This is a genomic window from uncultured Roseobacter sp. (assembly GCF_947493125.1).
Taxonomy (GTDB): domain Bacteria; phylum Pseudomonadota; class Alphaproteobacteria; order Rhodobacterales; family Rhodobacteraceae; genus Roseobacter.
Genome location: NZ_CANLQB010000005.1, coordinates 270,491 through 296,924 on the forward strand (window position 1 = coordinate 270,491; position 26,434 = coordinate 296,924).

Consider the following 26,434-nt stretch of genomic DNA (forward strand, 5'->3'; position numbering starts at 1 on the left):
GGTCGGTTCAGTCATTGTCGCGGACGCCGCTTTCCCGCCCGCGGCGCACGGCGGCGGCGCAATCGCCCGGGCTGTCGATCTTGCAGAGGGCATAGCCGCCGCGCACGCGCACGCTGGTGGTTTCGAACTGCCCGCCGGGCCCGTCGATGGTGCGGGTGCGCAGCTCATACTCGCGGCCATCGACCGTGACGGTGCTCAGCCGGTCAGCGCTTGCGGTGGCGCAGGCCCCGAGGGCCAGCAGGGCAAGGGCTGCGAGAGAGCGAGGTGCTGTGAACACGTGGACGGGGCCCTTTCCTTCAGAGACCACGGCGCGGCGGAACTGCGCGCCACTCTTTCCAGACATGTGTTCTTCGCGCCTGAAATCAACCGCGGGTCGGTGGTTTCGCCGCGCTCCCCCGATGCCGGGATCAGCCGTAGTGATCCACCGGCGTGCCGGCGATGGCGGACATGTTCAGGAGCCCCCGCGCGGTGATCGAGGGCGAAACGATATGGGCGCGGTTGCCCATGCCCATCAGGATCGGGCCAACTTCGAGCCCGCCGCCCTTCATTTTCAGGATGTTGCGCACGCCCGAGGCGGCGTCCGCATGGGCGAAGACCAGCACGTTGGCCGCCCCCTCGGGCATGCGGTTGCCGGGCAGGATGCGCGCGCGCAGCTCCGGATCGAGGGCGGTGTCGATGTTCATCTCGCCTTCGTAGCAGAAGTCGTGGCCCTGCGCGTCGAGCATGCGGATCGCCGCGCGCAGGCGCCCGCCGGTGCCGTCGCCGCGGTTGCCGAACTGCGACTGCGAGCAGAAGGCGATGCGCGGCTCGATCCCGAAGCGGCGCACGTGGCGGGCCGCCCCGATGGCGATCTCGGCGATCTGCTCGGGGTCGGGGTGCAGGTGTACCTGCGTGTCGGCCACGAAGAGCGGCCCGTCTTCGAGGATCATCATCGAGAGCGCGCCGACGGGATGCGGCTCGCCGCGTCCCAGGATCTGGTTCACGTAGTTCAGATGCCAGCTGAATTCGCCGAAGGTGCCGCAGATCAGGCTGTCGGCCTCGCCCCGGTGCACCATCACGGCACCAATGGCGGTGGTGTTGGTGCGCATGATCGCGCGGGCGATGTCGGGTGTGCCGCCGCGCCGGGCCATCAGCTCGTGGTAGGTTTCCCAGTAGTCGCGATAGCGGGCGTCGTTTTCAGGGTTCACCAGGTCGAAGTCCGTCTCGAGCGCGATGGTGAGGCCCGCTCGGGCGATGCGGGTTTCGATGACCTCGGGGCGGCCAATGAGGATCGGACGTTCGGTGGTTTCCTCGAGCATGGCCTGGGCGCAGCGCAGCACGCGCTCGTCCTCGCCTTCGGCAAATACGATGCGGCGGGGGGCCTGCCGCGCGGCCTGGAACACCGGGCGCATGAGCAGGGCGGATTTGAAGACCGAGCCGTCGAGCTTCTGGCGATAGGCGTCGAGGTCCTCGATGGGCCGGGTGGCCACGCCGGTTTCCATCGCCGCCTGTGCCACGGCGGAGGAGACAACACTGACCAATCGGGGGTCGAAGGGTTTCGGGATCAGGTAGTCGGGCCCGAAGGTGAGCTGTTCACCCTGGTAGGCGGCGGCGGCTTCGGCGGAGGTGGTGGCGCGGGCAAGCTCGGCGATGCCGTCGATACAGGCGAGCTGCATCTCGTCGTTGATCACCGTGGCACCCACGTCCAGCGCACCCCGGAAGATGAAGGGGAAGCAGAGCACGTTGTTGACCTGATTGGGAAAATCGCTGCGGCCCGTGGCGATGATCGCCTCGGGGGCGACCTCGCGGGCCAGCTCGGGCAGGATTTCCGGCGTCGGGTTGGCCAGTGCAAAGATGATCGGGCGTTTGGTCATTTTCTTAACCAGCTCGGGGCTGAGCACGCCGGGGCCGGAGAGGCCGAGGAAGAGATCCGCGTCGGGGATCACGTCCTCGAGCGTGCGCAGGTCGGAGGGTTGCGCGAACTCGGCCTTGGAGGGGTTCATGTCGATCTCGCGGCCTTCATAGACCAGCCCGTGGATGTCGCAGAGCCAGACGTTTTCGCGTCTCACGCCCAGCTTCAGCAGCATGTTGAGGCAGGCAATACCGGCGGCACCTCCGCCGGTGGAGACGATCTTGATGTCTTCGAAGGTTTTGCCCGCGACATGCAGGGCGTTTTTCGCAGCGGCCCCCACGACGATGGCGGTGCCGTGCTGATCGTCGTGGAAGACGGGGATGTTCATCCGTTCGCGGCAGATGCGCTCGACGGTGAAACAGTCGGGTGCCTTGATGTCTTCGAGGTTGATCGCGCCAAAGGTGGGCCCGAGGGCGCAGACGATATCGGCGAGCTTCTCGGGGTCGGTCTCGTCCACTTCGATGTCGAAGCAGTCGATGCCTGCGAATTTCTTGAAGAGCACCGCCTTGCCTTCCATCACCGGCTTGGAGGCCAGCGCGCCGATGTTGCCGAGGCCCAGGACCGCCGAGCCGTTGGACACGACCGCGACGAGATTGCCGCGGGCGGTGTAGCGGGCGGCGGCGGCGGGGTCCTCCTTGATCTCCAGGCAGGCTTCGGCCACGCCGGGGGAGTAGGCGCGGGCCAGATCACGCCCGTTGGCGAGCGGCTTGGTGGCGCGAATCTCGAGTTTTCCGGGTTTGGGAAATTCATGATAGTCGAGTGCGGCCTGCCGCAGGTTTGTGGTGTCACTCATGGTCTGGCTGCCTCCTGCCCCGGGATCGTTTAGTGTTAAACCACTTGTCCGCAGGGGCCAAGGTGCTGATTTTTTGCGCGGGCCGCGTCTTGTCAATTGCTCCGGCGGGCCGCAGGATGCGGCGCGACCAGGGAGGGGACATGGGCGAGATCAGGGCCGAGGTGCTGTTGCCGACGCAGGAGCTGCGCGACGATATTCCGTTTTTCACCAAGGTGTTGGGGATGCGGATGGATATGATCTATCCGGCGGACGACCCCTCTGTCGCGGTGTTTTCGGGGCACGGCCTGCGGGTCCGGGTCGAAAAGGACGCCGATACGCCGCCGGGGATGCTGCGGCTGCTGACAGATACGCCGGAGGAGGTGGCCGGGGGGCAGCGCGATCTGGTGGCGCCCAATGGCACGCGGGTGGAGGTGCGCCCGTTGCACGAGCCGCTGGTGATGCCCGAGACGGTGCACAGCTTTGTGGTGCGGCGGCTGGCGGATCAGGCGCCGTGGATCATCGGGCGCGCGGGTATGCACTATCGCGATCTGATCCCGGACCGGCTGGGCGGGTCGATCATCGCCAGCCATATCCGCATCCCCGATGGCGGGCCGGTGCCGGATATGGTGCATTACCACACCGTGGGGTTTCAGCTCATCTTCTGTTATCGCGGCTGGGTCGATCTGGTCTATGAGGACCAGGGGGAGCCCTTTCGGTTACATGCGGGGAACTGCGTGATACAGCCGCCGGAGATCCGCCACCGGGTGCTCTATGCCTCGGACAATATCGAGGTGATCGAGATCGGGGTGCCGGCGGAGCACGTGACGACGATTGATCACGAGATGGACCTGCCGAATGGGCCGGCCAATCCGGACCGGGTATTTCAGGGGCAGAGATTTGTGCATCACACAGCGGACGGTGCCGCCTGGGCGCCGTTCCGGGTGCCGGGGTTCCAGAGCCGGGATACCACGATTGCCGAGCACACCGGAGATGTGGCGGGCGTGCATGTGGTGCGGTCCAATGGGGCCGGGAGCCCCTGGACGCGGCACAACAGCGACATCCTCTTCACCTTCGTGATGGAAGGCGGGATGGTGCTGGAAGGTGAGGGCCGGGAGCCTTTTGCGCTGCAGGCGGGTGATGCCTTCGTGATCCCGCCGGGACTGCCGGTGCGCTATGCCGAGGCGACCGAGGATCTGGAGCTGCTGGAGGTCTCGCTGCCCGGCGCGTTCCGGACAGAGACCGTCGCGCGTTAATCCAGATCGTGCAGCTCACGCAGCGCGGCGATGCGCTTTTGCGCCTGCGCTTCTGTCAGGCTGGCATCGAAAGTTTCGGATGTCGTGTCACAAAGCGCACGCAGGCGGGCGGCGGTTTCTTCGGTCATCTCGCCCGATCCGCTGTCGGGGGTGTCGAGGTCGATGGCCTGCGGGCCGGCGATGATGTCACCGTCTGTCTTGGGGTCCATGATGTCTCTCCATGTCGATTGCTGTGGGCAAAACGCGCCGCGGAGATTAAAAGTTCCTGAGCGGGTTTCGTGAGGGGACGATGTCAGATCAATTGAGACAGGCGGCGGCAGCGGTGCGCGACAACGCGCATGCGCCCTATTCGCAGTTCAAGGTGGGCGCCGCCATTCGGGGCGCCTCCGGGGCGGTCTATGTGGGCTGCAACGTGGAGAATGTGGCCTATCCCGAGGGTACTTGCGCCGAAGCGGGGGCCATCTCGGCGATGGTGGCCGCGGGCGAGACTGAGCTCACCGAAGCCTATGTGATCGCAGGATCGCCGATGCCGGTGACGCCCTGCGGGGGCTGTCGCCAGAAGCTGGCGGAATTTGCTGCGGGCGAGGTGCCGGTGACCATGGCAACCACCGGGGGGGTGGAGCAGGTCACCACCGTGGCCGAGCTTTTGCCCGGCGTGTTCAACGCAGCGCATATGGAGCGCTGACGGGTATGGCGGCGCGCGCAATTCTCGCCCGTTTGCGGCATGCAGAGCCGTTGGACGCCGCGCAGCTGCAGTGGCTGGCGACCGGTTTGGCCGATGGCACGGTGAGCGATGCGCAGGCCGGCGCCTTCGCCATGGGGGTCTGTGCGCGGGGGTTGGGCGAGCAGGGGCGCGTGGCGCTGACGCAGGCGATGCGCGACAGCGGGCGGGTTCTGTCCTGGGATCTCGACGGGCCGGTGCTGGACAAGCACTCCACCGGCGGCGTGGGGGACTGCGTGTCGCTGGTGTTGGCCCCGGCGCTGGCCGCCTGCGGGGCTTATGTGCCGATGATTTCGGGTCGCGGGCTGGGGCACACCGGGGGCACGCTCGACAAGCTGGAGGCGATCCCGGGGCTGGTCACGCAGCTGGAGGAGCCGCGGCTTCGCGACGTCGTGGCGCAGGCGGGCTGTGCCATCGTCGGGGCGACGGCGGATATCGCCCCCGCCGACAAGCGGCTTTACGCGGTGCGCGATGTCACCGCGACGGTGGACAGCCTCGATCTGATCACCGCCTCGATCCTGTCGAAGAAGCTGGCCGCGGGGCTCGACGGGCTGGTGCTGGACGTCAAGACCGGCAGCGGGGCGTTCATGAAGGATATCGCCGCCGCGCGGGCCCTGGCGCAGGCGCTGGTGGAGACGGCCAATGCCGCGGGCTGCACCACCACGGCGGTGATCAGCGACATGAACCAGCCGCTGGCGCCCAGCCTGGGCAATGCGCTGGAAGTGGCGGAGGCCATGCGGGTGCTGTGTGGGGAGCTGCGGGGGCCCCTTGTCGAGATCAGCGCGGCGCTGGGCGGTGTGCTGCTCGCCAACGGCGGGCTGGCGGCGGATGTGCAGGCGGGCGCGAAGGCCATAGAGGAAGCGATCGCGCAGGGGCGCGCAGCCGAGCGGTTCGGGCGCATGATCGCGGCGATGGGCGGACCTGTGCGGTTCGTCGAGAACTGGGCGCGTTTTCTGCCCGAAGCGCCGGTGATCCGCGAGGTCAAGGCGCCGCAGGCCGGATACGTCAGCGCCATCGACGGCGAGGCCCTGGGGCTGGCGGTGGTAGCCCTGGGCGGCGGGCGCGTGGTGGAAAGCGATGCGGTCGATCCCGCCGTGGGGCTGGGGCAGGTGGTGCGTCTGGGCGCGAAGGTGACCGCCGGTCAGCCGCTGGCGCTGGTGCATGCGGCGCGGTCCGATGCCGCCGACCGGGCGGCGGAGGCCGTGCGGGCGGCGATCACCCTGGCGCCCGAGGCGGCTGCCGCGCCCGATCTGATCCGGGAGCATGTGGGCTGATGGCGCGGGCTTTTCTTGTGGTCATGGATTCGGTGGGGATCGGCGGGGCGCCGGATGCCGCGCTCTATCGCAACGGCGAGGTGCCCGATGAAGGCGCCAATACGGTGGCGCATATCGCGCGGGCCTGCGCGCAGGGCTTGGCGCAGGAGGACCGGGTGGGCCCGCTGCGGCTGCCGACGCTCGATTCGCTGGGGCTCGGCCGGGCGGTGCAGCTGGCCAGCGGAGAGATCGCGCTGGGTCTGGGGCGAGAGCCGTCGGGCGCCTGGGGCGTGGCCACCGAGGTCTCTCGCGGGAAGGACACGCCGTCGGGGCATTGGGAGCTTGCAGGCGTGCCGGTGCCCTGGGACTGGCATTACTTCCCCGACGCCGAGCCCGCCTTTCCACCCGAGCTGAGCCAGGCGGTTGCGGATCTGGCCGGGACAGAGGGCATACTGGGCGATTGCCATGCCTCCGGCACGATGATCATCGAAGCGCTCGGCGCGGAGCACATCCGGACCGGCAAGCCGATCTGCTACACGTCGGCGGATTCGGTGTTTCAGATCGCCGCGCATGAGACCACCTTCGGTCTCGACAAGCTGCTGGCGCTCTGCGAGACGATTGCGCCGCGGCTGCATGAGATGAAGGTGGGCCGGGTGATTGCGCGCCCCTTCGTCGGGCGGCCAGAGACCGGGTTCCAGCGCACCGCGAACCGCCGCGACTATGCCATTGCGCCGCCGCGCCCGGTGCTGACCAACTGGGTGCAGGATGCCGGGCGCATGGTCTATGGCGTCGGCAAGATCGGGGATATCTTCTCGATGCAGGGGATCGACCGGGTGCGCAAGGGGTCGGACGCGGTGCTGATGCGGCATCTGGCGAACCTCATCGACACCGCAGCGGAGGGCAGCCTGATCTTTGCGAACTTCGTCGAGTTCGACAGTCTTTACGGCCACAGGCGCGATGTGTCCGGCTATGCGCGCGCGCTGGAGTGGTTCGATGAGGAGATCGGCAAGCTCATCCCGCGGCTGCGCCCGGACGACATTCTGGTGCTGACGGCGGATCATGGCAACGATCCCACCTGGGTGGGCACCGATCACACGCGCGAGCGGGTGCCGGTGCTGATCGCCGGGCTGGGGCCGCGGGTGCTCGGGCACATCGGGTTCCGGGATGTGGCCACCATCGTCGCGCGGCATCTGGATGTGCCTGTCCCCGCCGCCTGACCGCCTTGCAGCCGGGCGGTCTCCGGGGCACAACGGGGGCGGTTTAGAAAGAGGTGCCTCATGTCCGATCACGTGACCGTCGTCGATCATCCGCTGGTCCAGCACAAGCTCACCATCATGCGCGACAAGGAGACCTCCACCGCGGTCTTCCGCCAGCTCTTGCGCGAGATCAGCCAGCTGCTGGCCTATGAGGTGACACGCGGCCTGCCGATGACCACCAAGACCATCGAGACGCCGATGCGCGCGATGCAGGCGCCGACGCTTGATGGCAAGAAGCTGGCGCTGATCTCGATCCTGCGCGCGGGCAACGGGCTGCTGGACGGGGTGCTGGAGCTAGTGCCCTCGGCACGCGTCGGGTTTGTCGGTCTCTACCGCGACGAGGAAACGCTGCAGCCGGTGCAATACTATTTCAAGGTGCCCGAGGGGCTGGACGACCGGCTGGTGATCGCTGTCGATCCAATGCTGGCCACGGGCAATTCCTCGGTGGCGGCGATTGATCTGCTCAAGCAGGCCGGGGCCACGAACATCCGCTTTCTCTGCCTGCTGGCCGCGCCCGAGGGCATCGCGCGCATGCAGGAGGCGCACCCGGATGTGCCCATCGTGACTGCGTCTGTCGATGAGAAGCTGAACGAGATCGGCTACATCGTTCCGGGCCTTGGCGATGCGGGTGACCGGATGTTCGGCACCAAGTAAAGTCTTCGGGAGGCTGCTTTTTCTTGCGTCGAGGACGGTCTTAGGGCATCGTCCGCCGCACCTCTTGCGGAGAAAATGATGCAGATCACACGACTTATCGCGATGCTCGCCGCATCGGCCACCCTGAGCCTCGGCGGTCAGCCGGGTGCGGCTCAGAGCCGTATCGCGCCGCAGGAATTGCCACCGGCGGGTTTCACCGGGCGCCAGTATGTGGACAGCGCCGGATGCGCCTTCATCCGCGCCGGCGTGCCGGGTGCGGTGCAATGGGTGCCGCGGGTGACCCGGGATCGCCGACAGCTCTGCGGGTTCCAGCCCACATTTGCCGCTGGCGCCGGGTCGGCACCGGCACCGGAGGCAGCAGAGGTTCTGGTGTTGCAGCCCGCCCCGCGGGTGTTGCGCCCGGGCGTGCCGGATCGCAGCCAGCCGTCGCGCGGGTCGGACCGCCGGGCGGAGCCCGCTCTGGTCGGCACCGTGGTGACCCCGTCCAATGCCGCCTCCAAGGGGGTGTCGCAGACAACGCGGGTGATGCCCCGGCATGTCTATGAGGCGCGCCGGAACACGTTGAGCGTCACCGTGCCCAAAGGCTATCGCAGCGTCTGGCAGGATGACCGGCTGAACCCGCGCCGGGCGGAGCAGACGCTTGGCGGGCACAGCCGCATGCACAAGATCTGGACCAAGACCGCTCCAAGCCGCCTGGTGGAGTAGGGCGGGTCAACCGCCTGTGCTGTGCTGCGTTCAACCGGGCAGCGGCCTGGCAGGCCTCCGGTGCGGGGTCCGCGGGGTCACGGCCCGCAGATCCCCTGCAGGCGCAGCCAGTCCGCATCGCTGAGCAGTGCTCTGGAAGGTTTGCCGCGCATCGGGTCCGCCTCGATCAGCGCCAGAACCGTCTCACCGGTGATATCGCGCGCGTAGGCGTAGGGCGTGCTGCGCAGGTCGGCTGCCGCGAAGACGGGGAGCAGCGTTTCGGGCGCCGGCGGCACCACCTCGCGGGTCAGCAAATGCTCGGCGTAGCTGTCGAGCCTCTCCGGGTCCAGCTGCCCGGTTGTGAGCAGTTGGAAACTCGCCCAGGTGCCGCTGATCTCCAGCAGGTCGCGCAGCGGATCCCGGGTGCGTGCGCGGCTCTGTTCGACCAGGGCAAAGCCTGCGGCCACGTCCGGCTCTTCGAAATCCTCCACCAGCGCGCGGTTGAGCAGGATGCGCGCGCCCGGCAGGTGCAGGCTGGTCTGGGTGCCGCCGGGCAGGATGCTGATCTGATCCGCGCCCAGCCGCGCCCGCAGGGTGCTGAGCGCGCGCAGGCCGGCGGCCTCGCTGCAGGCGGGGCCTGTCATCCGCTCGATCCGGCGCAGCAGCGCCTCCCCGATCTCGGCGCGTTTGACGGCGGGCACCACGGTGAGGGTGTGCTCGGTCAGCGCCGAGGGCACCCAGAAGACACCGGCTGCGACCACCGTCCCGACGGACAGCGCCATGCCGAGCCAGCGCAGGCGGCCCGGACGCGGGCGGCTGCGCTCCACCGCGCGGCGCAGCGTCTCGATGGCCTCGATCATCTGCGTCTCGCCCTCGGCCAGCTCCAGCGTCTCGCCGGGGTCGCCCTCGGGGAAATAGAGCGCCGGGTGCATGCCCGGATTGGCCCGCTGCAAGGCGGCGAGCGACCAATGGGTCAGCGGCCGGTCGCGGGTGTCGGAGATGATCAGCGTGGCATCGCCGATGGAGACGACAACCTCGCGCCGCTGCTCCTCGGGCGTGGGGCGCCAAAGGCCGCTGGCTTCGAGCCGGGCGTATTTCTTCAGGGCCGTCATGACGGGTATGGGCTGCTCGTTCTGGCTTTGCCGCAACCTATCATTCGCGCGTCCCCGCGGGCAACCGGCAGGTGCGGTGGGCTTTCAGGCCACCGCCCCGGCTCAGGCCATCTCGCGCGCCCGTTTGCGCAGCTCGAACTTCTGGATCTTGCCGGTCGAGGTCTTGGGCAGCTCCTCGAAGACCACGTGCTTCGGTGTCTTGAAGCCCGCGAGCGTCTGCCGCGCAAAGGCGATGAGGGCCGCCGCATCCGCCGCGGCGCCGGGCTTCAACTCGACAAAGGCGCAGGGCACCTCGCCCCATTTCTCATCCGGTTTCGCCACCACGGCGGCCAGCATCACATCGTCATGACCCATCAGCACGCCCTCCACTTCCACGGAAGAAATGTTCTCGCCGCCGGAGATGATGATGTCCTTGGCCCGATCCGCGATCTGCATGTAGCCGTCGGGGTGCTGCACCGCGATGTCGCCGGAGTGAAAGTAGCCGCCCGCAAAGGCCTCTGCCGTGGCCTCGGGGTTCTTGTAGTAACCCTTCATGACCGCATTGCCGCGGATCATGATCTCGCCCTGTTCCGCGCCGTCCTTCGGAACCTGCGCCATCCGGTCGTCCAGTACGGTGATGTCCTCCATCATCGGGAAGGCCACGCCCTGGCGTGCTTTGATCGCCGCACGCTCCGGGCCCTCCAGCGCGTCCCAGTCCGACCCGCGCCACAGGCATTCAGTCACATGCCCATAGGTTTCGGTCAGCCCGTAGACCTGTGTGACGTTGAAGCCCAGCTTCTCGATCTTGGCGAGGGTGGCGGGGGCAGGCGGGGCGCCCGCAGTGAAGACCTGCACCTCGTGGGTGAAACTGCGCCTCTCGTCCTCCGGTGCGTTCACCAGCATGTTGAGCACGATGGGCGCGCCACCCAGATGGGTCACGCCCTCATCCGCAATCGCACCGAAGATCGCGGGCGCCGTGATGTCGCGGCAGCAGACGATCGTGCCGCCGACCAGCGGCATCATCCAGGTGTGGTTCCAGCCGTTGCAGTGAAACAGCGGCACGATGGTGAGGTACACCGGGTGCAGCACCATGCGCCAGCTCACCACCGTGCCCATGGTCATCAGATACGCGCCCCGGTGGTGATAGACCACGCCTTTGGGCCGCCCCGTGGTGCCGGAGGTGTAGTTAAGCGCGAGGCTCTCCCATTCATCCTGCGGCAGGATCCAGTCGAACGCCGGGTTGGCCCCTGCGAGCATCTTCTCATAGGTCTCGTGCCGACCGGAGGCGGGGTGGCCCGCCGCCTCGTCCGGCGCTTCGATGAGCGTGGGCGCAGGCCCGGCCATCTGCGCGCAGGCGGCCTCGGCCAGCTCCAGGAACTGGCTGTCGACCAGCACCAGTTTGGCCTCGCCGTGCTCGAAGATGTAGGCCACCGTGTCCACGTCGAGCCGGGTGTTGATCGTGTTCAGCACCGCCCCGCAGGCGGGGACGCCAAAGCTCGCTTCGACCTGTGCGGGCACATTGGGCAGCAGCGTGGCCACCACATCACCCGGGCGCACACCACGCGCCGCCAGCGCCGAAGCGAGCCGGGTGCAACGCGCGTGATACTGCGCATAGGTGACCCGATGCGCACCGTGGATCACCGCCGCATGGTCGGCAAAGACATGGGCCGCGCGCTGCAGATGCGACAGCGGGGTCAGCGGCACGTAGTTGGCGGCGCATTTGTCCAGCCCGGTTTCATCACTCATCCAGCCCATCTTGTCCTCCCCATTCGCGATTGGCAGTTTAGGCGCAACACCGCTATGACGATATTGTTTTTGCGGCATTTGGAAAGTCAATTGTCTTACATTTGCAGATCGGCTGTCGGACAGGGCGGGCCGGGGCGGTGATCATCTCGCGCGGGCGGTCCTACATCTTCGTGCATATCCCCAAGACCGGGGGCACCGCGCTGGCCGCGGCGCTGGAGGCGCGGGCGATGAAGGATGACATCCTGATCGGCGACACCCCCAAGGCGCAACGCCGCAAGGGGCGGCTGAAAGACCTGCATTCGCGCGGGCGGCTCTGGAAGCATTCCACCCTGGCCGACATCGACGGGGTGGCGCGCCCAGATGACATCGCGCAGATGTTCACCTTCACGCTGGTGCGCAACCCGTGGGACCGGGTGGTGAGCTATTATCACTGGCTGCGAACCCAGAGCTTCGATCACCCGGCGGTGGGCCTGGCACAGTCGCACAGCTTTGCCGCCTTCCTGGCCGCGCCGCTGATCCAGAGCAGCCTGCGCCAGTCGCCCGCGCGCAGCTACATGCAGGATGTCACCGGGGTCGAGCGCTGCGATCTCTACATCCGGCTGGAGCGCTTCGAGCAGGACGCGGCGCCGCTGGTCGCGCATCTGGGCTTTGCGCTCTCTCTGCCGCATGTGAATGCCTCCGACCGGCCCGCGGACTATCGGGCGGTCTACACCGAGGAGACCCGCGCGCTGGTGGCACAGCTCTGCGCCGAGGACATCGCCCGATTTGGATATGAGTTTGAGGCGCCCGCGCAATTCCCGTCAGGGCCGAGCTGACCTGCGCCGCCACAATCTATGCGGCTATATTCCCGATTTTTCTGGCTTTTCTTACGTTTCTGCAGCGCATCGCCGTAGCGCTGACGCGCCCTTTTGTGGAACAGCTATAGGCAAGAGCCGGTGCGCCCGATCGCCGGGGGCGGATGACATCCGAAGGCGATGCGGGGCGTGAGCAACAGGGGACAGCGGCCATGTACGGGTGGAATGTGAACGTGTCGGTCGAGCGTGCGCCGGCGCCGGAGCAGGGCTTCTCTCACGGTGTCATCGCGGGCAGCCGCGTGGCCAGCGTGTCGGGCTGGCGCCGGGTGGAAGAGCTTGCGGTGGGCGATGCGCTATTGACCTTCGACAATGGCCCGCAGCGGATTCAGCGTCTGAGGCGGGCGCAGCTCTGGGGTGATCCTGCGGCGGTGCCGCGCCCGTCCTGGCCCACGGTCATGCCCGCCGGCGCGCTTGGTCATGCGGAGGAGATCGTGCTGTTGCCGGGGCAGGGGGTGCTGTTGCAGACGGAGGCGGCCACAGACCCGATGGGCGATCCCTTTGCGGTGGTGCCTGCCCTGGCCCTGGCGGGTTTCTGTCGCAGTGATCGGGCGCGCCCGGACCGACCTGTCGAGGTCGTCACACTGCAGTTTGCCGGCGACGAGGTGATCTTCACCGAGGCCGGGCTGATGCTCCATTGCCCGCGCTGCCCGGCACCGCCTGCGGACTTTGGTATCGCCGAGCCGCCACTCTACAGGGTGGCGACGCCAGACGAGGCGTTGGAGATCCTGGCCCGGACCGACAGCGTGGGCGCGGCGCTGGTGCGCCGGGCTGCGGATGTGCCGGACGCCGAGGCGGCTGCGGACGTCGCCTGACGCCCCGGGGTGGGGGCGAAGAGGGCCGATCCCGGCCGCCCCTCAACCATCAGCGTGTCAGGCCGCGGCTTTGGCCTGGCCGAAGCGGCCATAGAAGCTCTGGCCTTTGGCCGCCATGTCCCGCAACAGATCTGGGCATTTGAACCGGTCGCCAAACGCCTCGGTGAGCTGGTCGCAGCGGTCGGCGGCATAAGGCGCGCCGATCATGTCGAGCCAGCTGAGCGGGCCACCGGACCAGGGCGCAAAGCCCCAGCCGAGGATCGCACCCACGTCGCCCTCGCGGATGTCCATGAGCACGCCTTCCTCCAGGGCGCGCACAGCTTCGAGCGACTGCGCGAAGAGCAGGCGGTGCTGCACATCTGTGAGCGCGGGCTGCTCCTGTGCCGTGGGGTACTGTGCGCTCAGCCCATCCCAGAGCCCCTGGCGTTTGCCCTTTTCATCATAGCTGTAGAACCCGGCGTTGGACTTGCGGCCCAGACGCCCGAGGTCTTCCATCCAGAAGATCACCTCATCGACGGCGCCGTCCGGGTAGGCATCGCCCATGGCGGATTTGGTCGCCCGCGCGATCTTGGCGCCCAGGTCGATGGAGGTTTCATCGACCAGCTGCAGCGGCCCCAGCGGCATGCCGACGAGGCGCGCGGCGTTCTCGATCAGCGCAGGCTCGACCCCTTCGGCGACCATGCGGATGCCTTCGTTGATGTAAGGGATGATGCAGCGGTTGGCGTAGAAGAAGCGCGCGTCGTTGACCACAATCGGTGTCTTGCGGATCTGGCGCACGTAGTCGAGCGCCTTGGCCACGGCGCGGTCGCCCGTCTCCTTGCCCTTGATGATCTCGACCAGCAGCATCTTTTCCACCGGCGAAAAGAAGTGGATGCCGATGAACTGATCGGCGCGGCGGGACGCCTTGGCCAGCTCGGTGATCGGCAGGGTGGAGGTGTTGGAGGCAAAGATGCAGTCCTCGCCGATCACCGCTTCGACCCGGTCGGTGATGTCGGCCTTGATCTTCGGGTCTTCGAAGACTGCCTCGATGATCAGATCGCAGCCCTTGAGCGCGCCCAGATCGGTGGTGGCGGTGATGAGGCTGAGCAACTGGTCCTTCTTCTCGGGCGTGGTTTTCTTGCGCTGGATGCCCTTGTCCGCGAAACTGGCGGTGTAGGCCTTGCCCTTGTCGGCGGCCTCCTGTGTCTGGTCGATCAAGACGACCTCGATGCCCGCCTGGGCCGAGACCAGTGCGATTCCCGCGCCCATCATGCCCGCGCCCAGCACGCCAAGCTTCTTGACCTTCTGGTCGGGCACGTCCTGCGGGCGCACAGCACCCTTCTCCAGCGCCTCCTTGTTGATGAAGAGCGAGCGGATCATCGCCTCGGAGGAGGGATTCATCAGCACGGAGGTGAACCAGCGCGCCTCGATCTTCAGCGCGGTATCAAAGGGCACGAGCGCGCCTTCATAGACTGCGGAGAGCAGCGCCTTGGCCGCCGGATAGACCCCTTGGGTCTTGCCGTTGACCATCGCCGAGGCCCCCACGAAGGTCATGAAGCCCGCGGGGTGATAGGGCGCGCCGCCGGGCATCTTATAGCCCTTGGCGTCCCAGGGCTTCACCAGATCGGCGTCCTTGGCGCTGAGCACCCAGTCGCGGGCCGCGGCCATCGGATCGTCGCTGACCTCGTCGATGAGACCTGCGCCCTTGGCCTTGACCGGGTCCACCAGCTTGCCTTCCAAGAGGAACGGCGAGGCGGCCATCGCGCCCATCTTCCGCACCAGTCGCGTTGTGCCGCCGGCACCCGGAAAGATGCCCACCATGATCTCGGGTAGGCCGATCTTGGCCTTGGGATTGTTGGCGGCAAAGATGCGGTGGCAGCTGAGCGGCAGCTCCAGCCCGATGCCAAGCGCGGTACCGGGCAGCACGCAGGCGACCGGCTTGCCGCCCTTCTGCGTCTTGGGGTCCATCCCCGCCAGCTCGATCTTGCGCAGCAGGCGGTGCATGTCCATCACGCCGTCAAAGAGCCCTTTGGCGGGGTTGTCGCCCGCATCCACCTTCATCTTGGCGATTAGGTTGAGATCCATGCCTCCGGCGAAGGAGCCCTCCTTGCCAGAGGTCAGGATAATGCCCTTCACACCATCGTCGGCGAGCGCTTCATCCATCAGTGTGTCGATCTGCGCGAGCCCTTCGTAGGACATCACGTTCATGGATTTGCCGGGCACATCCCAGGTGATCGTGGCGATTCCGTCGCTGTCGGTTTTCAGTGTAAACTCGGTCATGTCCGGGTCCTTTCTTGGATCGTTCGGAGGGTCACCAGAGCCTTGCCGGGCCTGGGGACGTTGTAGGGAAACCTGTTGTTGGACAGGGAATTGGTGACGGATTTCAGGTACCAGGTGGTGCCTTGGCGTTTCAGCACCATGCGCGATTTGATCGGGCCAAAGACGCTGACCTCTCCGGCGTATAGGTCGGTGGCATGATAGCCGCAGATGAGATCGCTTGAGATGAACTCGGCCCGTTCCGCCTGCCGTTCCAGCCGGTCCGCGTTCCTGTCGCGCATCTCCCGGCGCAGCATGTCGAAGAACGGGCGCACCTCATCCGGTGTCGAAATGATCGTGTCCAGCGATTCCGTGTGCGAGCTGTAGGGGAACAGCAGACAGCTGCAGTAGGCGTCGAAATCATCCTCGGTATTGGCCTCGGAGAGCTCGTCTATGAAGCTCTGGTAGATGGTCAGCGGGTCGACCGATTGCTTGCGCGCATCGGTTTCGGGGGATGCCAGGGCCTCGGGCCGGGCCCCGTCGCGGTGGACCCGGGGGATGTGGATGGGCCAGTGCGGGTTGTCGAGCATGCTCTCCACCTCCAGCACCTTCCACAGCCCGTCCTCCCGCAGCAGCACCATGCGGTTGGCATAGCTCTCCACCACCGGCACAGCGTTGTTCAGCGTATGGGTCACGTGATGCCCGGCCATGTAGTTCTCGCTCAGGAACTCTGCGTCGGTGGCCAGGCGGACCAGATGCGTGGCCCCGCGCCCCACCAGGGCGTCTCGGAACGCTGTGAGGCCGATGATCAGGTCCTCGACGGTCTCCACCACGATCTCGGAGCTTTGCGTGCGTTGCAGATGCGGCAGCTTGATCCGCGCCTGCGCCACCTCCCAGTCGCCCTCCATCAGGGCGCGGGACAGAATATCCAGCGTCTCCTGATAGACGGTGAGGGCGGTGACGCCGACCACCGGGTTACACCCGCTCGATGATGGTGGCCGCCCCCATACCGGAGGCGATGCAGAGCGTGGCAAGGCCCACTTCCTTGTCCGCGCGCTCCATCTCGTCGAGCAGGGTGCCGATGATCATGGCACCGGTGGCACCCAGGGGGTGCCCCATGGCGATGGAGCCGCCGTTCACGTTGACCTTGCCATGATCCACATCGAAGGCCTGCATGAAACGCAGCACGACGGAGGCGAAGGCTTCGTTGACCTCGAAGAGGTCGATGTCTTTGATATCCATTCCATTATCGGCGAGAATCTTCTCGGTCACGGGCACGGGGCCGGTCAGCATGATGGTCGGATCGGTGCCGATCTTGGCGGTCGCCTTGATGCGGGCGCGGGGTTTGAGCCCGTGCTTCTCGCCAAACTCCTTCGAGCCGATGAGCAGCGCGGCTGCGCCGTCCACGATGCCCGAAGAGTTCCCCGCGTGGTGGATGTGGTTGATCTTCTCCAGATGCGGGTACTTCATCAGCGCGACCTTGTCGAAGCCCGGCATCACCTCGCCCATCGCCTGAAACGCGGGGTTCAGACCGCCCAAGCTCTGCATGTCGGTCTGGGGCCGCATGTATTCGTCATGATCGAGGATCGGCAGGCCGTTCTGATCCTTGATCTCGATGACGGATTTGGCAAAGCGCTTCTCATCCCAGGCGGCCTTGGCGCGGCGCTGGGATTCCACGGCCAGCTGGTCTGCGTCGTCCCGCGTGAAGCCGTATTCGGTGGCGATGATGTCGGCGCTGATGCCCTGCGGCACGAAGTACTGCTCCATCGCGATCGACGGATCGACGGCAATCGCCGCCCCGTCCGAGCCCATGGCCACGCGCCCCATCATCTCGACACCACCGGCGATATAGCCCTCACCCGCGCCGCCTTTGACCTGGTTCGCGGCGAGGTTCACAGCTTCCATACCGCTTGCGCAGAACCGGTTGATCGCCAGACCCGGGATGCGCTCGTCCAGGTCGGAAGCCAGCACGGCGGACCGCGCGAGGCAGCCGCCCTGCTCCATCACCTGGGTGACATTGCCCCAGATCACGTCTTCCACCGCGTGACCTTCGAGGTTGTTGCGCGCCTTCACGGCATTCAGCGTCTGAGCGGAAAGGCGCAGGGCGGTCACCTCGTGCAGGCTGCCGTCCTTGCGGCCCTTGCCGCGCGGGGTGCGCAGGGCGTCATAGATATAGGCGTCGGTCATGTATGTCTCCTTCTCGCGCGTGCTGCGCGGTTCATCGGGTCAGGCGCGGTCAGCAGGGCTGCCGGGCATGAGATCGTAGGGGGCTTTCCAGCCCGAGGTCTTGGACAGGCGCGTGAGCCAGGCATCGATATGCGGCCAGTCGGCACGGTCAAAGCCAAAGGGTTCGGGGTAGTAGAGATATCCGCAGCAGCTGATATCGGCGTTGCTCACCCCATCGCCCACAACCCAGTCGCGTGCGGCCAGATGATCGTCCAGCACGCCGTAGGCGGCCTTGAGGCGTCCCTGGTTGAAGGCGATCACCTCTGCGGGGCGTTTGTCCTCCGGCAGAAAGTTCATCAGGAACCGGGTCATGCCGGCCATGGAACTGAGCTTGTGGTTGTCCCAGAGCACCCAACGCAGGACCTCGCGCCGCTCGGTTGCGTCCCTGCCGCCGAGCGTGCCGGATTTCTCAGCGACATAGTCCTGAATGACCCCCGACTGCGTCAACCGCAGATCGCCGTCGACCATGACCGGAGCCTCGCCCATGGCGTTCACCGTCTCGCGGTATTCGGATGTGCGGGTCTCACCGTTGAAGAAATCCACCTTCACCGGCGCCCAATCAAGGCCGGAAAGCTCCAGCGCGAGCGCTGCCTTGTAGCAATTGCCACTTTCGCCGAAGCAATACAGTCGGATGGTCATATGTGATCGTCTTTCAGTGCTGGGGGAGAGATCGGGATTTGAGTATTTTTGGAAGAATGAAGCGCAGGTTCGCATCGCTTTGAACGATTTGTTAACTCTGATCGGGTCAGCGTGACGATGCGGTACAGGCTGGAGAGCCGATGGCCGTGAAGGATGAAGGCGCTTCGGTCGGGATGGCCAACGCCCAAAGGCCGAAGCGTCTTTACGCCTTCATTCTTCGCCAAATACTCCCGCCGGAGGCGTCCCGCCGTGTCAGGCCAAACCGCTGTCTGCCCTGTCATAACGCCCTCCCGATCAGCTCTTTCATGATCTCGTTGGTGCCGCCGTAGATCCGCTGGACCCGCGCGTCAGCCCACATTTCCGCCACCGCATATTCCTGCATGAAGCCGTATCCGCCGTGCAGTTGCACACAGTCGTCAAGCACCGCGCATTGCGTATCCGTGAGCCAGTATTTGGCCATCGCCGCCTTTTCCACGGTCAGCGCGCCGCGCAAATGCGCGTCGACGCATTGATCGAGAAAGGCGCGCGCAACCGTCGTGCGTGTCTTGCACTCCGCCAGCTTGAAGCGGGTGTTCTGGAACTGCGTGAGCGGCCCGCCAAAGGCTTCGCGCTCCTTGCAGTAGGCGATGGTGCGCTCCACGGCACCTTCCATCGCACCCACGGCGCCACAGGCGATGATCAGCCGCTCCTGCGGCAGCTGCTGCATCATCTGGTAGAAGCCCTGGCCCTCTTCGCCGCCCAGGATGTTCTCGGGCGGGATCGCGAGGTCATCAAAGAAGAGCTCCGAGGTGTCATTCGCGTGCAGCCCGACCTTCTCCAGATTGCGCCCGCGGCTGAAGCCTTGCGCGCCATCGGTCTCCAGCATCACCAGCGAGATGCCCTTCGAGCCTTCGCCGGGGTCCGTCTTCGCCGCCACGATGATCAGGTTCGCGTGCTGGCCGTTGGTGATGAAGGTCTTCTGTCCCGAAAGGCGATAGACGTTCCCGTCCTTCAGCGCGCGGGTTCTGATCGCCTGCACGTCCGACCCGGTCGAGGGCTCCGTCATCGCCAGAGCACCCACCAACTCGCCCGAGATCATCTTGGGCAGCCAGCGTGTTTTCTGATCCTCGGTGCCATAGGCCAGCACGTAATGCGCCACGATCCCGGAGTGGATGCCATGCCCCCAGCTGGCCAGATTGGCCCGCGCCGTCTCGATCAGGATCGCGGCCTCATGGCCGAAATCGCCACCCGGCCCGCCATAGGCCTCCGGTATGGACGGGCAGAGCAGGCCCAACTCACCGGCTTGGCCCCAGGTCTCACGGTCCATCTGCCCCTGCTTGCGCCAGCGCTCGAACTGCGGCGCCCACTCGGTGGTGATGAACTGCGCCGTCATCTCCGCAATCATGCGGTGCTCGTCGGTCATCCAACCGGACATGTCACCTTTTGCATCTGTCATGCCGCGCCCTCCCCAAAGCGCTTACCTCTTGCGGGCATCCAGCTCCGCGTTGAAGAGACCCAACCGGTGGCCGAAGGTCTCTTCATCGATCACACTATCGAAATTCTCGAAGAGAAAAGACAGCGCCTCGCCCTCGTCCAGCCCCGCGTCAGCGGAAAACTGTTTCAGCCTGCGATACGCATCCTCGGTCATGGCGACCGGGACGCGTCGGGTCAGGCGAAACCGTTTCGGCATGCGGATCCTCTCCGTTGGCAGGTGGGGTGGGCTTTCAGGCCACCCCTCCCAAGATCAGAAGTTTGCGGCATCCAGCGCCATGACGGTATCCGCGCCGGTCTCGATCCGGCTCAGATGCAGCGCCGTCGCTGGCAGTTGCCGCGCCATGTAATAGCGCCCGGTGTGCAGCTTGCTCTCATAGAAATCGACATCCGAGGCGCCATTTGCAAGCGCGTCCCTGGCCGCCTTGCCCATCTTCGCCCACATCAGGCCGAGGCAGACATGCCCGAACATATGCATGAAGTCATAAGAGCCCGAGAGCGCGTTGTTGGGGTTCTTCGTCCCGTTCTGCATGAAGTACATCCCCGCGGCCTGCAAATCCTTGCTCGCCGTCTTCAGCGGCTCCAGGAACTGCGCGTCAAACGCCGCATCCTGGCCCGCGTTCTCCTTGATGAAGCTCTTCACCAGCTCGAAAAAGGCCATCACATGCTTGCCGCCGTCCTGAGCAAGTTTGCGGCCCACCAGATCCAGCGCCTGCACGCCGTTGGCGCCTTCGTAGATCATGGCAATTCGGGCGTCGCGCGCGAACTGCGACATGCCCCATTCCTCGATATAGCCGTGCCCGCCATAGACCTGCTGCGCCTTCACGGTCATGTCATAGCCCTGATCCGTCAGGAAACCCTTGATCACCGGGGTCAGCAGCGAGACCAGCCCATCCGCGTCTGCGTCCCCTCCGCGATGCGCGGCGTCGATCATCGTCGCCCCCCAGAGGATGAAGGCGCGCGCGCCTTCGGCAAAGCTCTTCTGATCCATCAGGCTGCGGCGGATATCGGGGTGTACGATCAGCGGGTCGGCGGGGCCTTCGGGGTTTTTCACGCCCGTCACATCGCGGCCTTGCAGACGGTCCTTGGCGTAATCCAGCGCGTTCTGATATGCGGCCTCGGCCTGGCTCACGCCCTGCATGCCCACACCCAGACGCGCCTCGTTCATCATGGTGAACATCGCGCGCATGCCCTTATGCTCCTCGCCGAGCAGGTAGCCTGTTGCGCCGTCGTAGTTCATCACGCAGGTGGAGTTGCCGTGGATGCCCATTTTCTCTTCGATCTTGCCGACGGCCACGCCATTGCGCGCGCCCAGGGTGCCATCGTCGTTGACGCATATTTTTGGAACAATGAAGAGCGACACGCCCTTAATTCCCTCAGGTGCGCCGGTGATCTTGGCCAAAACAAGATGAATGATGTTCTCGGACATGTCGTGCTCACCGGCGGAGATGAAGATCTTCTGCCCGGTGATCTTGTAGCTGCCATCGCCCTGCGGCTCGGCCTTGGTGCGCATGAGGCCCAGATCGGTGCCGCAATGCGGCTCGGTGAGGTTCATGGTGCCGGTCCAGTCGCAGGCGACCATCTTGGGCAAATAGGTCTGCTTCTGCGCCTCCGTCCCATGCGCAAGGATCGCCGAGGCCGCGCCATGGGTCAGGCCCTGGTACATGGTGAAGGCCATGTTCGCGCCCGAGAACATCTCGCCCACGGCGGTGCCGATCACGTAAGGCATGTTCTGTCCGCCGTATTCCTCGGGCATGTCGAGCCCGGGCCAGCCGCCTTCCTTGATCTGCTCGAACGCCTCCTTGAAGCCGGTCGGCGTGCGCACCACCCCGTTCTCGAGGGTGCAGCCTTCGGTGTCGCCCACCACGTTGAGGGGGGCCAGAACGTCGGAGCTCAGCTTGCCCGCCTCTTCGAGGATGGCCGAGGTGAAGTCAGCCTCCAGCTCGTCATAGCCGGGAATGCTCTGCTCGGTCACCTTCAGCACATCGTGCAGAACGAATTGCATGTCTTTGGTCGGGGCGGTGTAGCGGGGCATCGTGTCTCTCTCTCCCTGAACGCGTGATGGCGTGTGTCTTATTCAGCGGCGCTGCGGGGCGCGCGCAGGGAGGTCAGCATCTCTTCCCCCCACTTCAACTGTTCGGTCAGCTCGGCGATGGCCTCGTTCAGCGCGTCACGCTGGCTGACCAGATCGGCCAGCCGCTCGCGGGCCACCTCATAGGTGCGCTCCAGCTGGGTCTGCTGCTGGTCGCCCATGTCGTAGAGATCCAGCAACTGGCGGATTTCCTCCAGGCTGAAGCCGAATTTCTTGCCGCGCAGGATCAGCTTGAGCCGAGCCCGGTCGCGGCGGGTAAAGAGACGTTTCTGCCCTTCGCGGATCGGGAACAGAAGCTCCTTCGATTCGTAGAACCGCAGGGTGCGGGGTGTCACCTCGAAGGCATCGCACATCTCGCGGATGGTCATGATTTCATCGGTCATCGTGTCAACTCTTCTCACATCGGAACGCGGCACAAATATGAACTGGGGGTCCAGCTACAACACGAGGTAACGTTTACGTAACCCGAACGTCACGTCACTTTGGCACCTGTCATTGCGGAAGCCCAGAGGCACGTGGCGTCACATTGCTGACGCGTGGGGCGTCGCGCGCCCGATGTGCGAGAATCCGCCCGTACGAGCGGTTTGGATGCCAGGTTTCAGCTCTTGCCGATCTCTCCGGCCACAGAATCGCGCAGGTCCTGCAGCTCCTGCATGGCCTCGTCGAGCTGGCGGCGCTGCTCGGCCAGCTCCTTCAGCTGCCCATCGGCCAGCTCCACCCAGGCCTCCATCTGTGCCGACGTGCCCTCGTTCTCATAGATCAGCAGCCATTGCCGGATGTCTTCCAGCTGAAAGCCGAACTTGCGTCCCCGCAGGATCAGTTTCATGCGGGCGCGTTCTCGCGGACCGTAAAAGCGCGCGCGCCCCTCCCGGTCCGGCTGGAGCAATTCGATGTATTCGTAATACCGGAGTGTCCGCGGCGTTACGTCGAATTCGGTGCACATTTCTTTGAACGTCAGGCGCTGGTCTGCCATGCGAAGTCTCTCCCTGTGCCCCAAGCTAGGCCGCACCTATCCCGAGTGCAACCACGGGGTCTTGCCCTCGATCGCCGGATGCGTTGATAAAGGGGCAATCAGATCCGGGCCCCGCCCGAGGGAGCAGTCACCCATGGCGACGAAAACCGATATCGCCCGACAATTCATCGAAGCCATTCCCCACAGCAAAGCGCTCGGCATGCGCCTGGCCGAGATGGGCGACGGGGCGGCGGTGATCGAGATGCCCTATGACGAAAAGCTGGTGGGCGACCCCGAGACGGGGGTGATTCACGGCGGCGCCGTCTCGGCCCTGATGGACACCTGCTGCGGCGCTGCGGTGATGAGCCATCCGGCGAACCCTGGCGGCACGGCGACCATTGATCTGCGCATCGATTACATGCGCGCCGCGACCCCGGGCCAGTCGATCACGGCGACGGCGACCTGCTATCACGTGACCCGCACGGTGGCCTTCGTGCGCGCCACGGCCACCGATGACGACACCGAGAACCCGGTGGCCGCCGCAACCGGTGCTTTCACGGTGGAGGGCACGCGATGAGAGCGCCCCGCCGCAAACCCGAACCGGTACAGGTGGTCAAGCAGCGCCGCGACGCGACCCTCCGCGCGCTGGTCGAAGGGGTTCCTTACATCCAGTACCTCGGCATGCAGTTCGAGCGCAAAGGCGATGAGCTGACGGGTGTGCTGCCCTTCGATCAGAAGCTCATCGGCAACCCGATGCTGCCCGCGATCCATGGCGGGGTGACGGCGGCCTTTCTGGAGGTCACCGCGATCATCACGCTCAGCTGGACCTACCTCTGGGAAGACGTGGAATCGGGCGCCATCGACACCGCGGCCCTGGAAGCGGGCGGGTTGCCGCGCCTGCCCAAGACCATCGACATCTCCACCGATTACCTGCGCTCCGGCCTGCCGCGCGATGCCTATGCGCGGGCGCGGATCAACCGCTCGGGCCGCCGCTATGCCTCGGTGCATGTGGAAGCCTGGCAGGACAACCGCAACCGTCTCTTTGCCCAGGCCACCGGACATTTCCTGATGCCGCAACGCCGTGACTGACACCGCCGCGGGCGCGCAGGCAGCTGTCAGCCACCGCCGCGTCCTGAAAATCGCCCTGCCCATCGTGCTGTCGAATGCGACGGTGCCGATCCTGGGCGCGGTCGATGTCGGTGTCGTGGGCCAGATGGGCGAGGCAGCACCCATCGGCGCGGTGGCGCTTGGCGCGATCATCCTCTCGACGGTCTACTGGATCTTCGGCTTTCTGCGCATGGGCACCGTGGGCCTCGTGGGCCAGGCGGCCGGGGCGGGCGACGAGGCCGAGGTGTCCGCCTGGCTGACCCGCGCGCTGATCGTCGCGGGCGTGGGGGGGCTGGCCCTGATCGTGCTGCAGCCGCTGATCTTCTGGGGCGCGCTTGCGCTCGCGGATGCCAGCGACGAGGTCACGACGCTCGCCTGGTCGTACCTGACGATCCGGATCTGGACGGCGCCTGCGGCCATTGCTGTCTACGCGCTCACCGGCTGGCTCGTGGCGATGGAGCGCACGGCTGGGGTCTTCTGGGTGCAGCTGGTGATGAACGGGGTGAACATCCTGCTCGATCTGCTCTTCGTGCTGGTGTTCGAGTGGGGCGTGCCGGGCGTGGCCGTCGCCACCGTCATCGCCGAGCTGACCGGCGCGGCCCTGGGGCTCTGGTTCTGCCGGTCTGCCTTCGGGCGGCCCGACTGGCGCGACTGGCCGCGCATCTTCGACCGGGCCAAGCTCATCCGCATGGCGCTGCTGAACAGCGATATCCTGCTGCGCTCGGCCATGCTGATGATCATCTTTTCCTCCTTCGTCTTCATCGGGGCGCGCTTCGGCGATGTGATCCTCGCCGCCAATGAGGTGCTGATCCAGTTCATGTACATCACGGCCTATGCGATGGACGGGTTCGCCTTCGCCGCCGAGACGCTGATCGCCCGCGCCTATGGCCGAGGCGACCGGGGCTATGTGCGGCGCGCGGCGCTGGTGACCTCGTTCTGGGGGCTGATCATCTGCATCGCCACCGCCGCCGCTTTTGCGCTGGCCGGTGGCTGGATCATCGACCTGATGGCGAAGAACACCGAGGTGCAGCAGACCGCGCGTGTCTTCCTGCCCTATATGGTTGCGGCCCCTCTGCTGGGCTGTGCGGCCTGGATGTTCGACGGCATCTTCATCGGGGCGACCCGCAGCAAGGACATGCGCAACATGATGGCGCTGAGCTTTGCGATCTATTGGGCCGCCATCGCGGTGCTCTTGCCGACCCTTGGCAACCATGGTCTGTGGCTGGCGCTCTTGGTGTCCTTCGTGGCCCGCGGGGTCACGCTGGGTCTGCGCTACCCCGCCCTGGAAGCGGCGGCGGAGAAGGCCTAGAGCCAGTCCGCGCGGCCCGTGCCCACGGCTTCGCGAACGTTCGCAAACCCGTCGCGCGCGAGCAGAGCGTCGAGGCCTGCGGCAATCTCCTGCACCAGCGACAGCCCGCCGTAGACCAGTGCGGTGTAGAGCTGGACGGCGGATGCGCCTGCGCGGATCTTCGCATAGGCCTGCTCGGCGGAGCCGACGCCGCCCACACCGATCAACGGGATGTCCGTCTGCGCCGAGAGCTGCGCCAGCGCGCGCGTCGACCGTCCGAACAGTGGCTGGCCGGAGAGCCCGCCCGTCTCCTGCGCGTTGGCGCTTTGCAACCCGTCGCGCGCTAGGGTGGTGTTGGTGGCGATGATCGCATCGACACCCGCGTCGCGCGCGACCACGGCGATGTCTGCGATGTCGGCGTCGGTCAGATCCGGCGCGATTTTCAGAAAGACGGGGGTGTCGCCGCGCACCTGCATGACCCCGTCGAGCAGGGCGGCCAGTGCGGCGGGGCCTTGCAGGTCGCGCAGCTTTTCGGTGTTGGGGGAGGAGACATTGACCGTTGCGAAGTCCACGTCTTCGCAAAGATGCGCCATGACGGTCCCAAAGTCTGCGGCCCGGTCCGGGCTGGTCTTGTTGGCGCCGAGGTTCAGGCCGACGGGGATCGGCGCCTGCGCCGTCTTGAGCCGCCTGCCGATCACGTCCATCCCGTCGTTGTTGAAGCCAAAGCGGTTGATCGCGGCGGCGTCTTCATGCAGCCGGAAGAGTCGGGGTCTGGGGTTGCCCGGCTGGGCGAGTGGCGTGGCAGCGCCCACCTCCAGAAAGCCGAAGCCTGCGCGCGCCAGGGGCGCGATGGCCTCGGCGTTCTTGTCAAATCCAGCGGCCAGACCAACCGGGTTGGGCAGGCCCAGGCCCGCAAGCGTGGTGTGAAGCCGGTCCGAGGTCATGGGGCCCGGCGCAGGTGTGAGCCCGCGGCGCAGAGCTTTCAGCGCAAGACCATGCGCGGTTTCCGGATCCATCCGGCGCAGGGCCGCGAGCCCCAGCCGCTCCAGCGGTCTGATCACGCGCGGGCCTCGTCGAGCCCGGCGGGGAACTGATGCACGCCGTCTTTCAGCGGTAGGGGTTGTGCCCAGACAACGTCTTCCATCCGGAGCACGCGGTAGAGATGCGGGAAGAGCTGCTCTCCCCGCGAGACCTCCCATCTCAGATCATCGCCGAGAGTATCGGTGTCGACGGCGAGCAGCATCAGGCCGTCTTCGCCTGCGAAATGCTTCGCGGCGGTCTCGGCGGCCTGCGGAGCGGTGGAGAAATGCACGTAGCCGTCGGCCAAGTCGATAGGCGCGCCTGTGGTCTCGCCTTTGGCGCGCAGGTCGGCCCATTCGTCGGCTCGGAAAATCTTGAAGATCAGCATGAGGGGCACATGCCCGCTGTGGTGCGGGGC

At 66.1% G+C, this 26,434-nt stretch carries 27 protein-coding genes; 11 read left to right on the top strand and 16 right to left on the bottom strand.

Annotated features, from left to right (window positions below; all coding sequences use genetic code 11):
• Window positions 1-7 precede the first annotated feature (7 nt).
• On the bottom strand, window positions 8-343 hold the full coding sequence (locus Q1A71_RS12810) for a hypothetical protein (protein ID WP_299676528.1): 336 nt from the start codon (window positions 341-343) through the stop codon (window positions 8-10).
• 64 nt (window positions 344-407) lie between these two features.
• A complete protein-coding gene (locus Q1A71_RS12815; RefSeq protein ID WP_299676531.1) occupies window positions 408-2,684 on the bottom strand; it encodes an NADP-dependent malic enzyme in 2,277 nt (758 codons plus the stop codon).
• Window positions 2,685-2,824: 140 nt separating this feature from the next.
• Between Q1A71_RS12815 and Q1A71_RS12820 the strand changes: the two genes are divergently transcribed.
• Window positions 2,825-3,916 carry a cupin domain-containing protein gene (locus Q1A71_RS12820; protein ID WP_299676534.1) on the top strand — a complete coding sequence of 364 codons (1,092 nt, stop codon included), beginning with the start codon at window positions 2,825-2,827 and terminating at the stop codon, window positions 3,914-3,916.
• Here the strand turns inward: Q1A71_RS12820 and Q1A71_RS12825 are convergent.
• Entirely contained in the window at window positions 3,913-4,125 is a 213-nt protein-coding gene (locus tag Q1A71_RS12825; protein WP_299676537.1) for a DUF3072 domain-containing protein, read from the bottom strand. The two genes, Q1A71_RS12820 and Q1A71_RS12825, sit on opposite strands and share 4 nt — an antisense overlap.
• Before the next feature lie 80 nt (window positions 4,126-4,205).
• On the opposite strand from Q1A71_RS12825, the gene Q1A71_RS12830 reads away from it, so the two are divergent.
• The 5 genes from Q1A71_RS12830 to Q1A71_RS12850 all read left to right on the top strand — a co-directional run bounded on the left by Q1A71_RS12830 (window position 4,206) and on the right by Q1A71_RS12850 (window position 8,505).
• A complete protein-coding gene (locus Q1A71_RS12830) occupies window positions 4,206-4,601 on the top strand; it encodes a cytidine deaminase (protein ID WP_299676539.1) in 396 nt (131 codons plus the stop codon).
• Between the two features lie 5 nt (window positions 4,602-4,606).
• A complete protein-coding gene (locus Q1A71_RS12835) occupies window positions 4,607-5,911 on the top strand; it encodes a thymidine phosphorylase (protein ID WP_299676541.1) in 1,305 nt (434 codons plus the stop codon).
• On the top strand, window positions 5,911-7,107 hold the full coding sequence (locus Q1A71_RS12840) for a phosphopentomutase (RefSeq protein WP_299676544.1): 1,197 nt from the start codon (window positions 5,911-5,913) through the stop codon (window positions 7,105-7,107). Before Q1A71_RS12835 ends, Q1A71_RS12840 begins: the two co-directional genes overlap by 1 nt.
• 60 nt (window positions 7,108-7,167) lie before the next feature.
• Window positions 7,168-7,800 carry a uracil phosphoribosyltransferase gene (gene upp, locus Q1A71_RS12845; protein ID WP_299676547.1) on the top strand — a complete coding sequence of 211 codons (633 nt, stop codon included), beginning with the start codon at window positions 7,168-7,170 and terminating at the stop codon, window positions 7,798-7,800.
• Between the two features lie 78 nt (window positions 7,801-7,878).
• Window positions 7,879-8,505, top strand: coding sequence for a hypothetical protein (locus tag Q1A71_RS12850; RefSeq protein ID WP_299676550.1), 627 nt, complete (start codon window positions 7,879-7,881; stop codon window positions 8,503-8,505).
• A 77-nt stretch (window positions 8,506-8,582) separates the two neighbouring features.
• On the opposite strand, the gene Q1A71_RS12855 is transcribed toward Q1A71_RS12850, so the two are convergent.
• Window positions 8,583-9,596, bottom strand: coding sequence for a hypothetical protein (locus Q1A71_RS12855; RefSeq protein ID WP_299676552.1), 1,014 nt, complete (start codon window positions 9,594-9,596; stop codon window positions 8,583-8,585).
• A gap of 102 nt (window positions 9,597-9,698) precedes the next feature.
• The gene (locus Q1A71_RS12860) at window positions 9,699-11,330 is read right to left on the bottom strand and encodes an AMP-binding protein (RefSeq protein ID WP_299676555.1); all 1,632 of its coding nucleotides are present in this window, start codon (window positions 11,328-11,330) and stop codon (window positions 9,699-9,701) included.
• A 128-nt stretch (window positions 11,331-11,458) separates the two neighbouring features.
• Between Q1A71_RS12860 and Q1A71_RS12865 the strand changes: the two genes are divergently transcribed.
• Window positions 11,459-12,136, top strand: coding sequence for a sulfotransferase family 2 domain-containing protein (locus Q1A71_RS12865; protein WP_299676558.1), 678 nt, complete (start codon window positions 11,459-11,461; stop codon window positions 12,134-12,136).
• A gap of 143 nt (window positions 12,137-12,279) precedes the next feature.
• Entirely contained in the window at window positions 12,280-12,987 is a 708-nt protein-coding gene (locus tag Q1A71_RS12870; RefSeq protein WP_299676561.1) for a Hint domain-containing protein, read from the top strand.
• Between the two features lie 57 nt (window positions 12,988-13,044).
• Here the strand turns inward: Q1A71_RS12870 and Q1A71_RS12875 are convergent, their stop codons facing one another.
• The 9 genes from Q1A71_RS12875 to Q1A71_RS12915 form a co-directional block, all read right to left on the bottom strand.
• Window positions 13,045-15,246, bottom strand: a complete 2,202-nt coding sequence (locus Q1A71_RS12875; protein ID WP_299676564.1) for a 3-hydroxyacyl-CoA dehydrogenase NAD-binding domain-containing protein — start codon at window positions 15,244-15,246, stop codon at window positions 13,045-13,047.
• Window positions 15,243-16,193: a hypothetical protein gene (locus Q1A71_RS12880; protein WP_299676567.1), complete on the bottom strand. Its 951-nt coding sequence runs from the start codon at window positions 16,191-16,193 to the stop codon at window positions 15,243-15,245. The genes Q1A71_RS12875 and Q1A71_RS12880 overlap by 4 nt, the downstream gene beginning before the upstream one ends.
• A gap of 4 nt (window positions 16,194-16,197) precedes the next feature.
• On the bottom strand, window positions 16,198-17,409 hold the full coding sequence (locus Q1A71_RS12885) for an acetyl-CoA C-acetyltransferase (protein WP_299676571.1): 1,212 nt from the start codon (window positions 17,407-17,409) through the stop codon (window positions 16,198-16,200).
• A gap of 39 nt (window positions 17,410-17,448) precedes the next feature.
• A complete protein-coding gene (locus Q1A71_RS12890) occupies window positions 17,449-18,087 on the bottom strand; it encodes a glutathione S-transferase family protein (RefSeq protein ID WP_299676574.1) in 639 nt (212 codons plus the stop codon).
• Window positions 18,088-18,364: 277 nt separating this feature from the next.
• Window positions 18,365-19,522, bottom strand: a complete 1,158-nt coding sequence (locus tag Q1A71_RS12895) for an acyl-CoA dehydrogenase family protein (RefSeq protein ID WP_299676577.1) — start codon at window positions 19,520-19,522, stop codon at window positions 18,365-18,367.
• A 21-nt stretch (window positions 19,523-19,543) separates the two neighbouring features.
• Window positions 19,544-19,756, bottom strand: a complete 213-nt coding sequence (locus Q1A71_RS12900; protein WP_299676580.1) for a hypothetical protein — start codon at window positions 19,754-19,756, stop codon at window positions 19,544-19,546.
• A gap of 54 nt (window positions 19,757-19,810) precedes the next feature.
• Entirely contained in the window at window positions 19,811-21,592 is a 1,782-nt protein-coding gene (locus Q1A71_RS12905; protein ID WP_299676583.1) for an acyl-CoA dehydrogenase C-terminal domain-containing protein, read from the bottom strand.
• A 38-nt stretch (window positions 21,593-21,630) separates the two neighbouring features.
• The gene (locus Q1A71_RS12910; protein WP_299676586.1) at window positions 21,631-22,032 is read right to left on the bottom strand and encodes a MerR family DNA-binding transcriptional regulator; all 402 of its coding nucleotides are present in this window, start codon (window positions 22,030-22,032) and stop codon (window positions 21,631-21,633) included.
• A gap of 215 nt (window positions 22,033-22,247) precedes the next feature.
• Window positions 22,248-22,622: a MerR family DNA-binding transcriptional regulator gene (locus Q1A71_RS12915; protein WP_299676588.1), complete on the bottom strand. Its 375-nt coding sequence runs from the start codon at window positions 22,620-22,622 to the stop codon at window positions 22,248-22,250.
• A gap of 133 nt (window positions 22,623-22,755) precedes the next feature.
• On the opposite strand from Q1A71_RS12915, the gene Q1A71_RS12920 reads away from it, so the two are divergent.
• Genes Q1A71_RS12920 through Q1A71_RS12930 form a run of 3 tightly spaced genes read left to right on the top strand, consistent with a single transcriptional unit; the run spans window position 22,756 to window position 25,017 of the window.
• Window positions 22,756-23,178 (top strand): PaaI family thioesterase, encoded by a 423-nt coding sequence (locus Q1A71_RS12920; RefSeq protein WP_299676591.1) that lies wholly within the window; start codon window positions 22,756-22,758, stop codon window positions 23,176-23,178.
• Window positions 23,175-23,690 (top strand): PaaI family thioesterase, encoded by a 516-nt coding sequence (locus Q1A71_RS12925; protein ID WP_299676593.1) that lies wholly within the window; start codon window positions 23,175-23,177, stop codon window positions 23,688-23,690. Before Q1A71_RS12920 ends, Q1A71_RS12925 begins: the two co-directional genes overlap by 4 nt.
• Window positions 23,683-25,017, top strand: coding sequence for an MATE family efflux transporter (locus tag Q1A71_RS12930; RefSeq protein WP_299676595.1), 1,335 nt, complete (start codon window positions 23,683-23,685; stop codon window positions 25,015-25,017). The genes Q1A71_RS12925 and Q1A71_RS12930 overlap by 8 nt, the downstream gene beginning before the upstream one ends.
• Here the strand turns inward: Q1A71_RS12930 and Q1A71_RS12935 are convergent.
• Both Q1A71_RS12935 and Q1A71_RS12940 read right to left on the bottom strand, forming a co-directional pair.
• Complete coding sequence (locus Q1A71_RS12935) at window positions 25,014-26,054, bottom strand: quinone-dependent dihydroorotate dehydrogenase (RefSeq protein WP_299677034.1); 1,041 nt, start codon at window positions 26,052-26,054, stop codon at window positions 25,014-25,016. The two genes, Q1A71_RS12930 and Q1A71_RS12935, sit on opposite strands and share 4 nt — an antisense overlap.
• Window positions 26,054-26,404 (bottom strand): DUF952 domain-containing protein, encoded by a 351-nt coding sequence (locus Q1A71_RS12940; protein ID WP_299676598.1) that lies wholly within the window; start codon window positions 26,402-26,404, stop codon window positions 26,054-26,056. The genes Q1A71_RS12935 and Q1A71_RS12940 overlap by 1 nt, the downstream gene beginning before the upstream one ends.
• Window positions 26,405-26,434 lie beyond the last annotated feature (30 nt).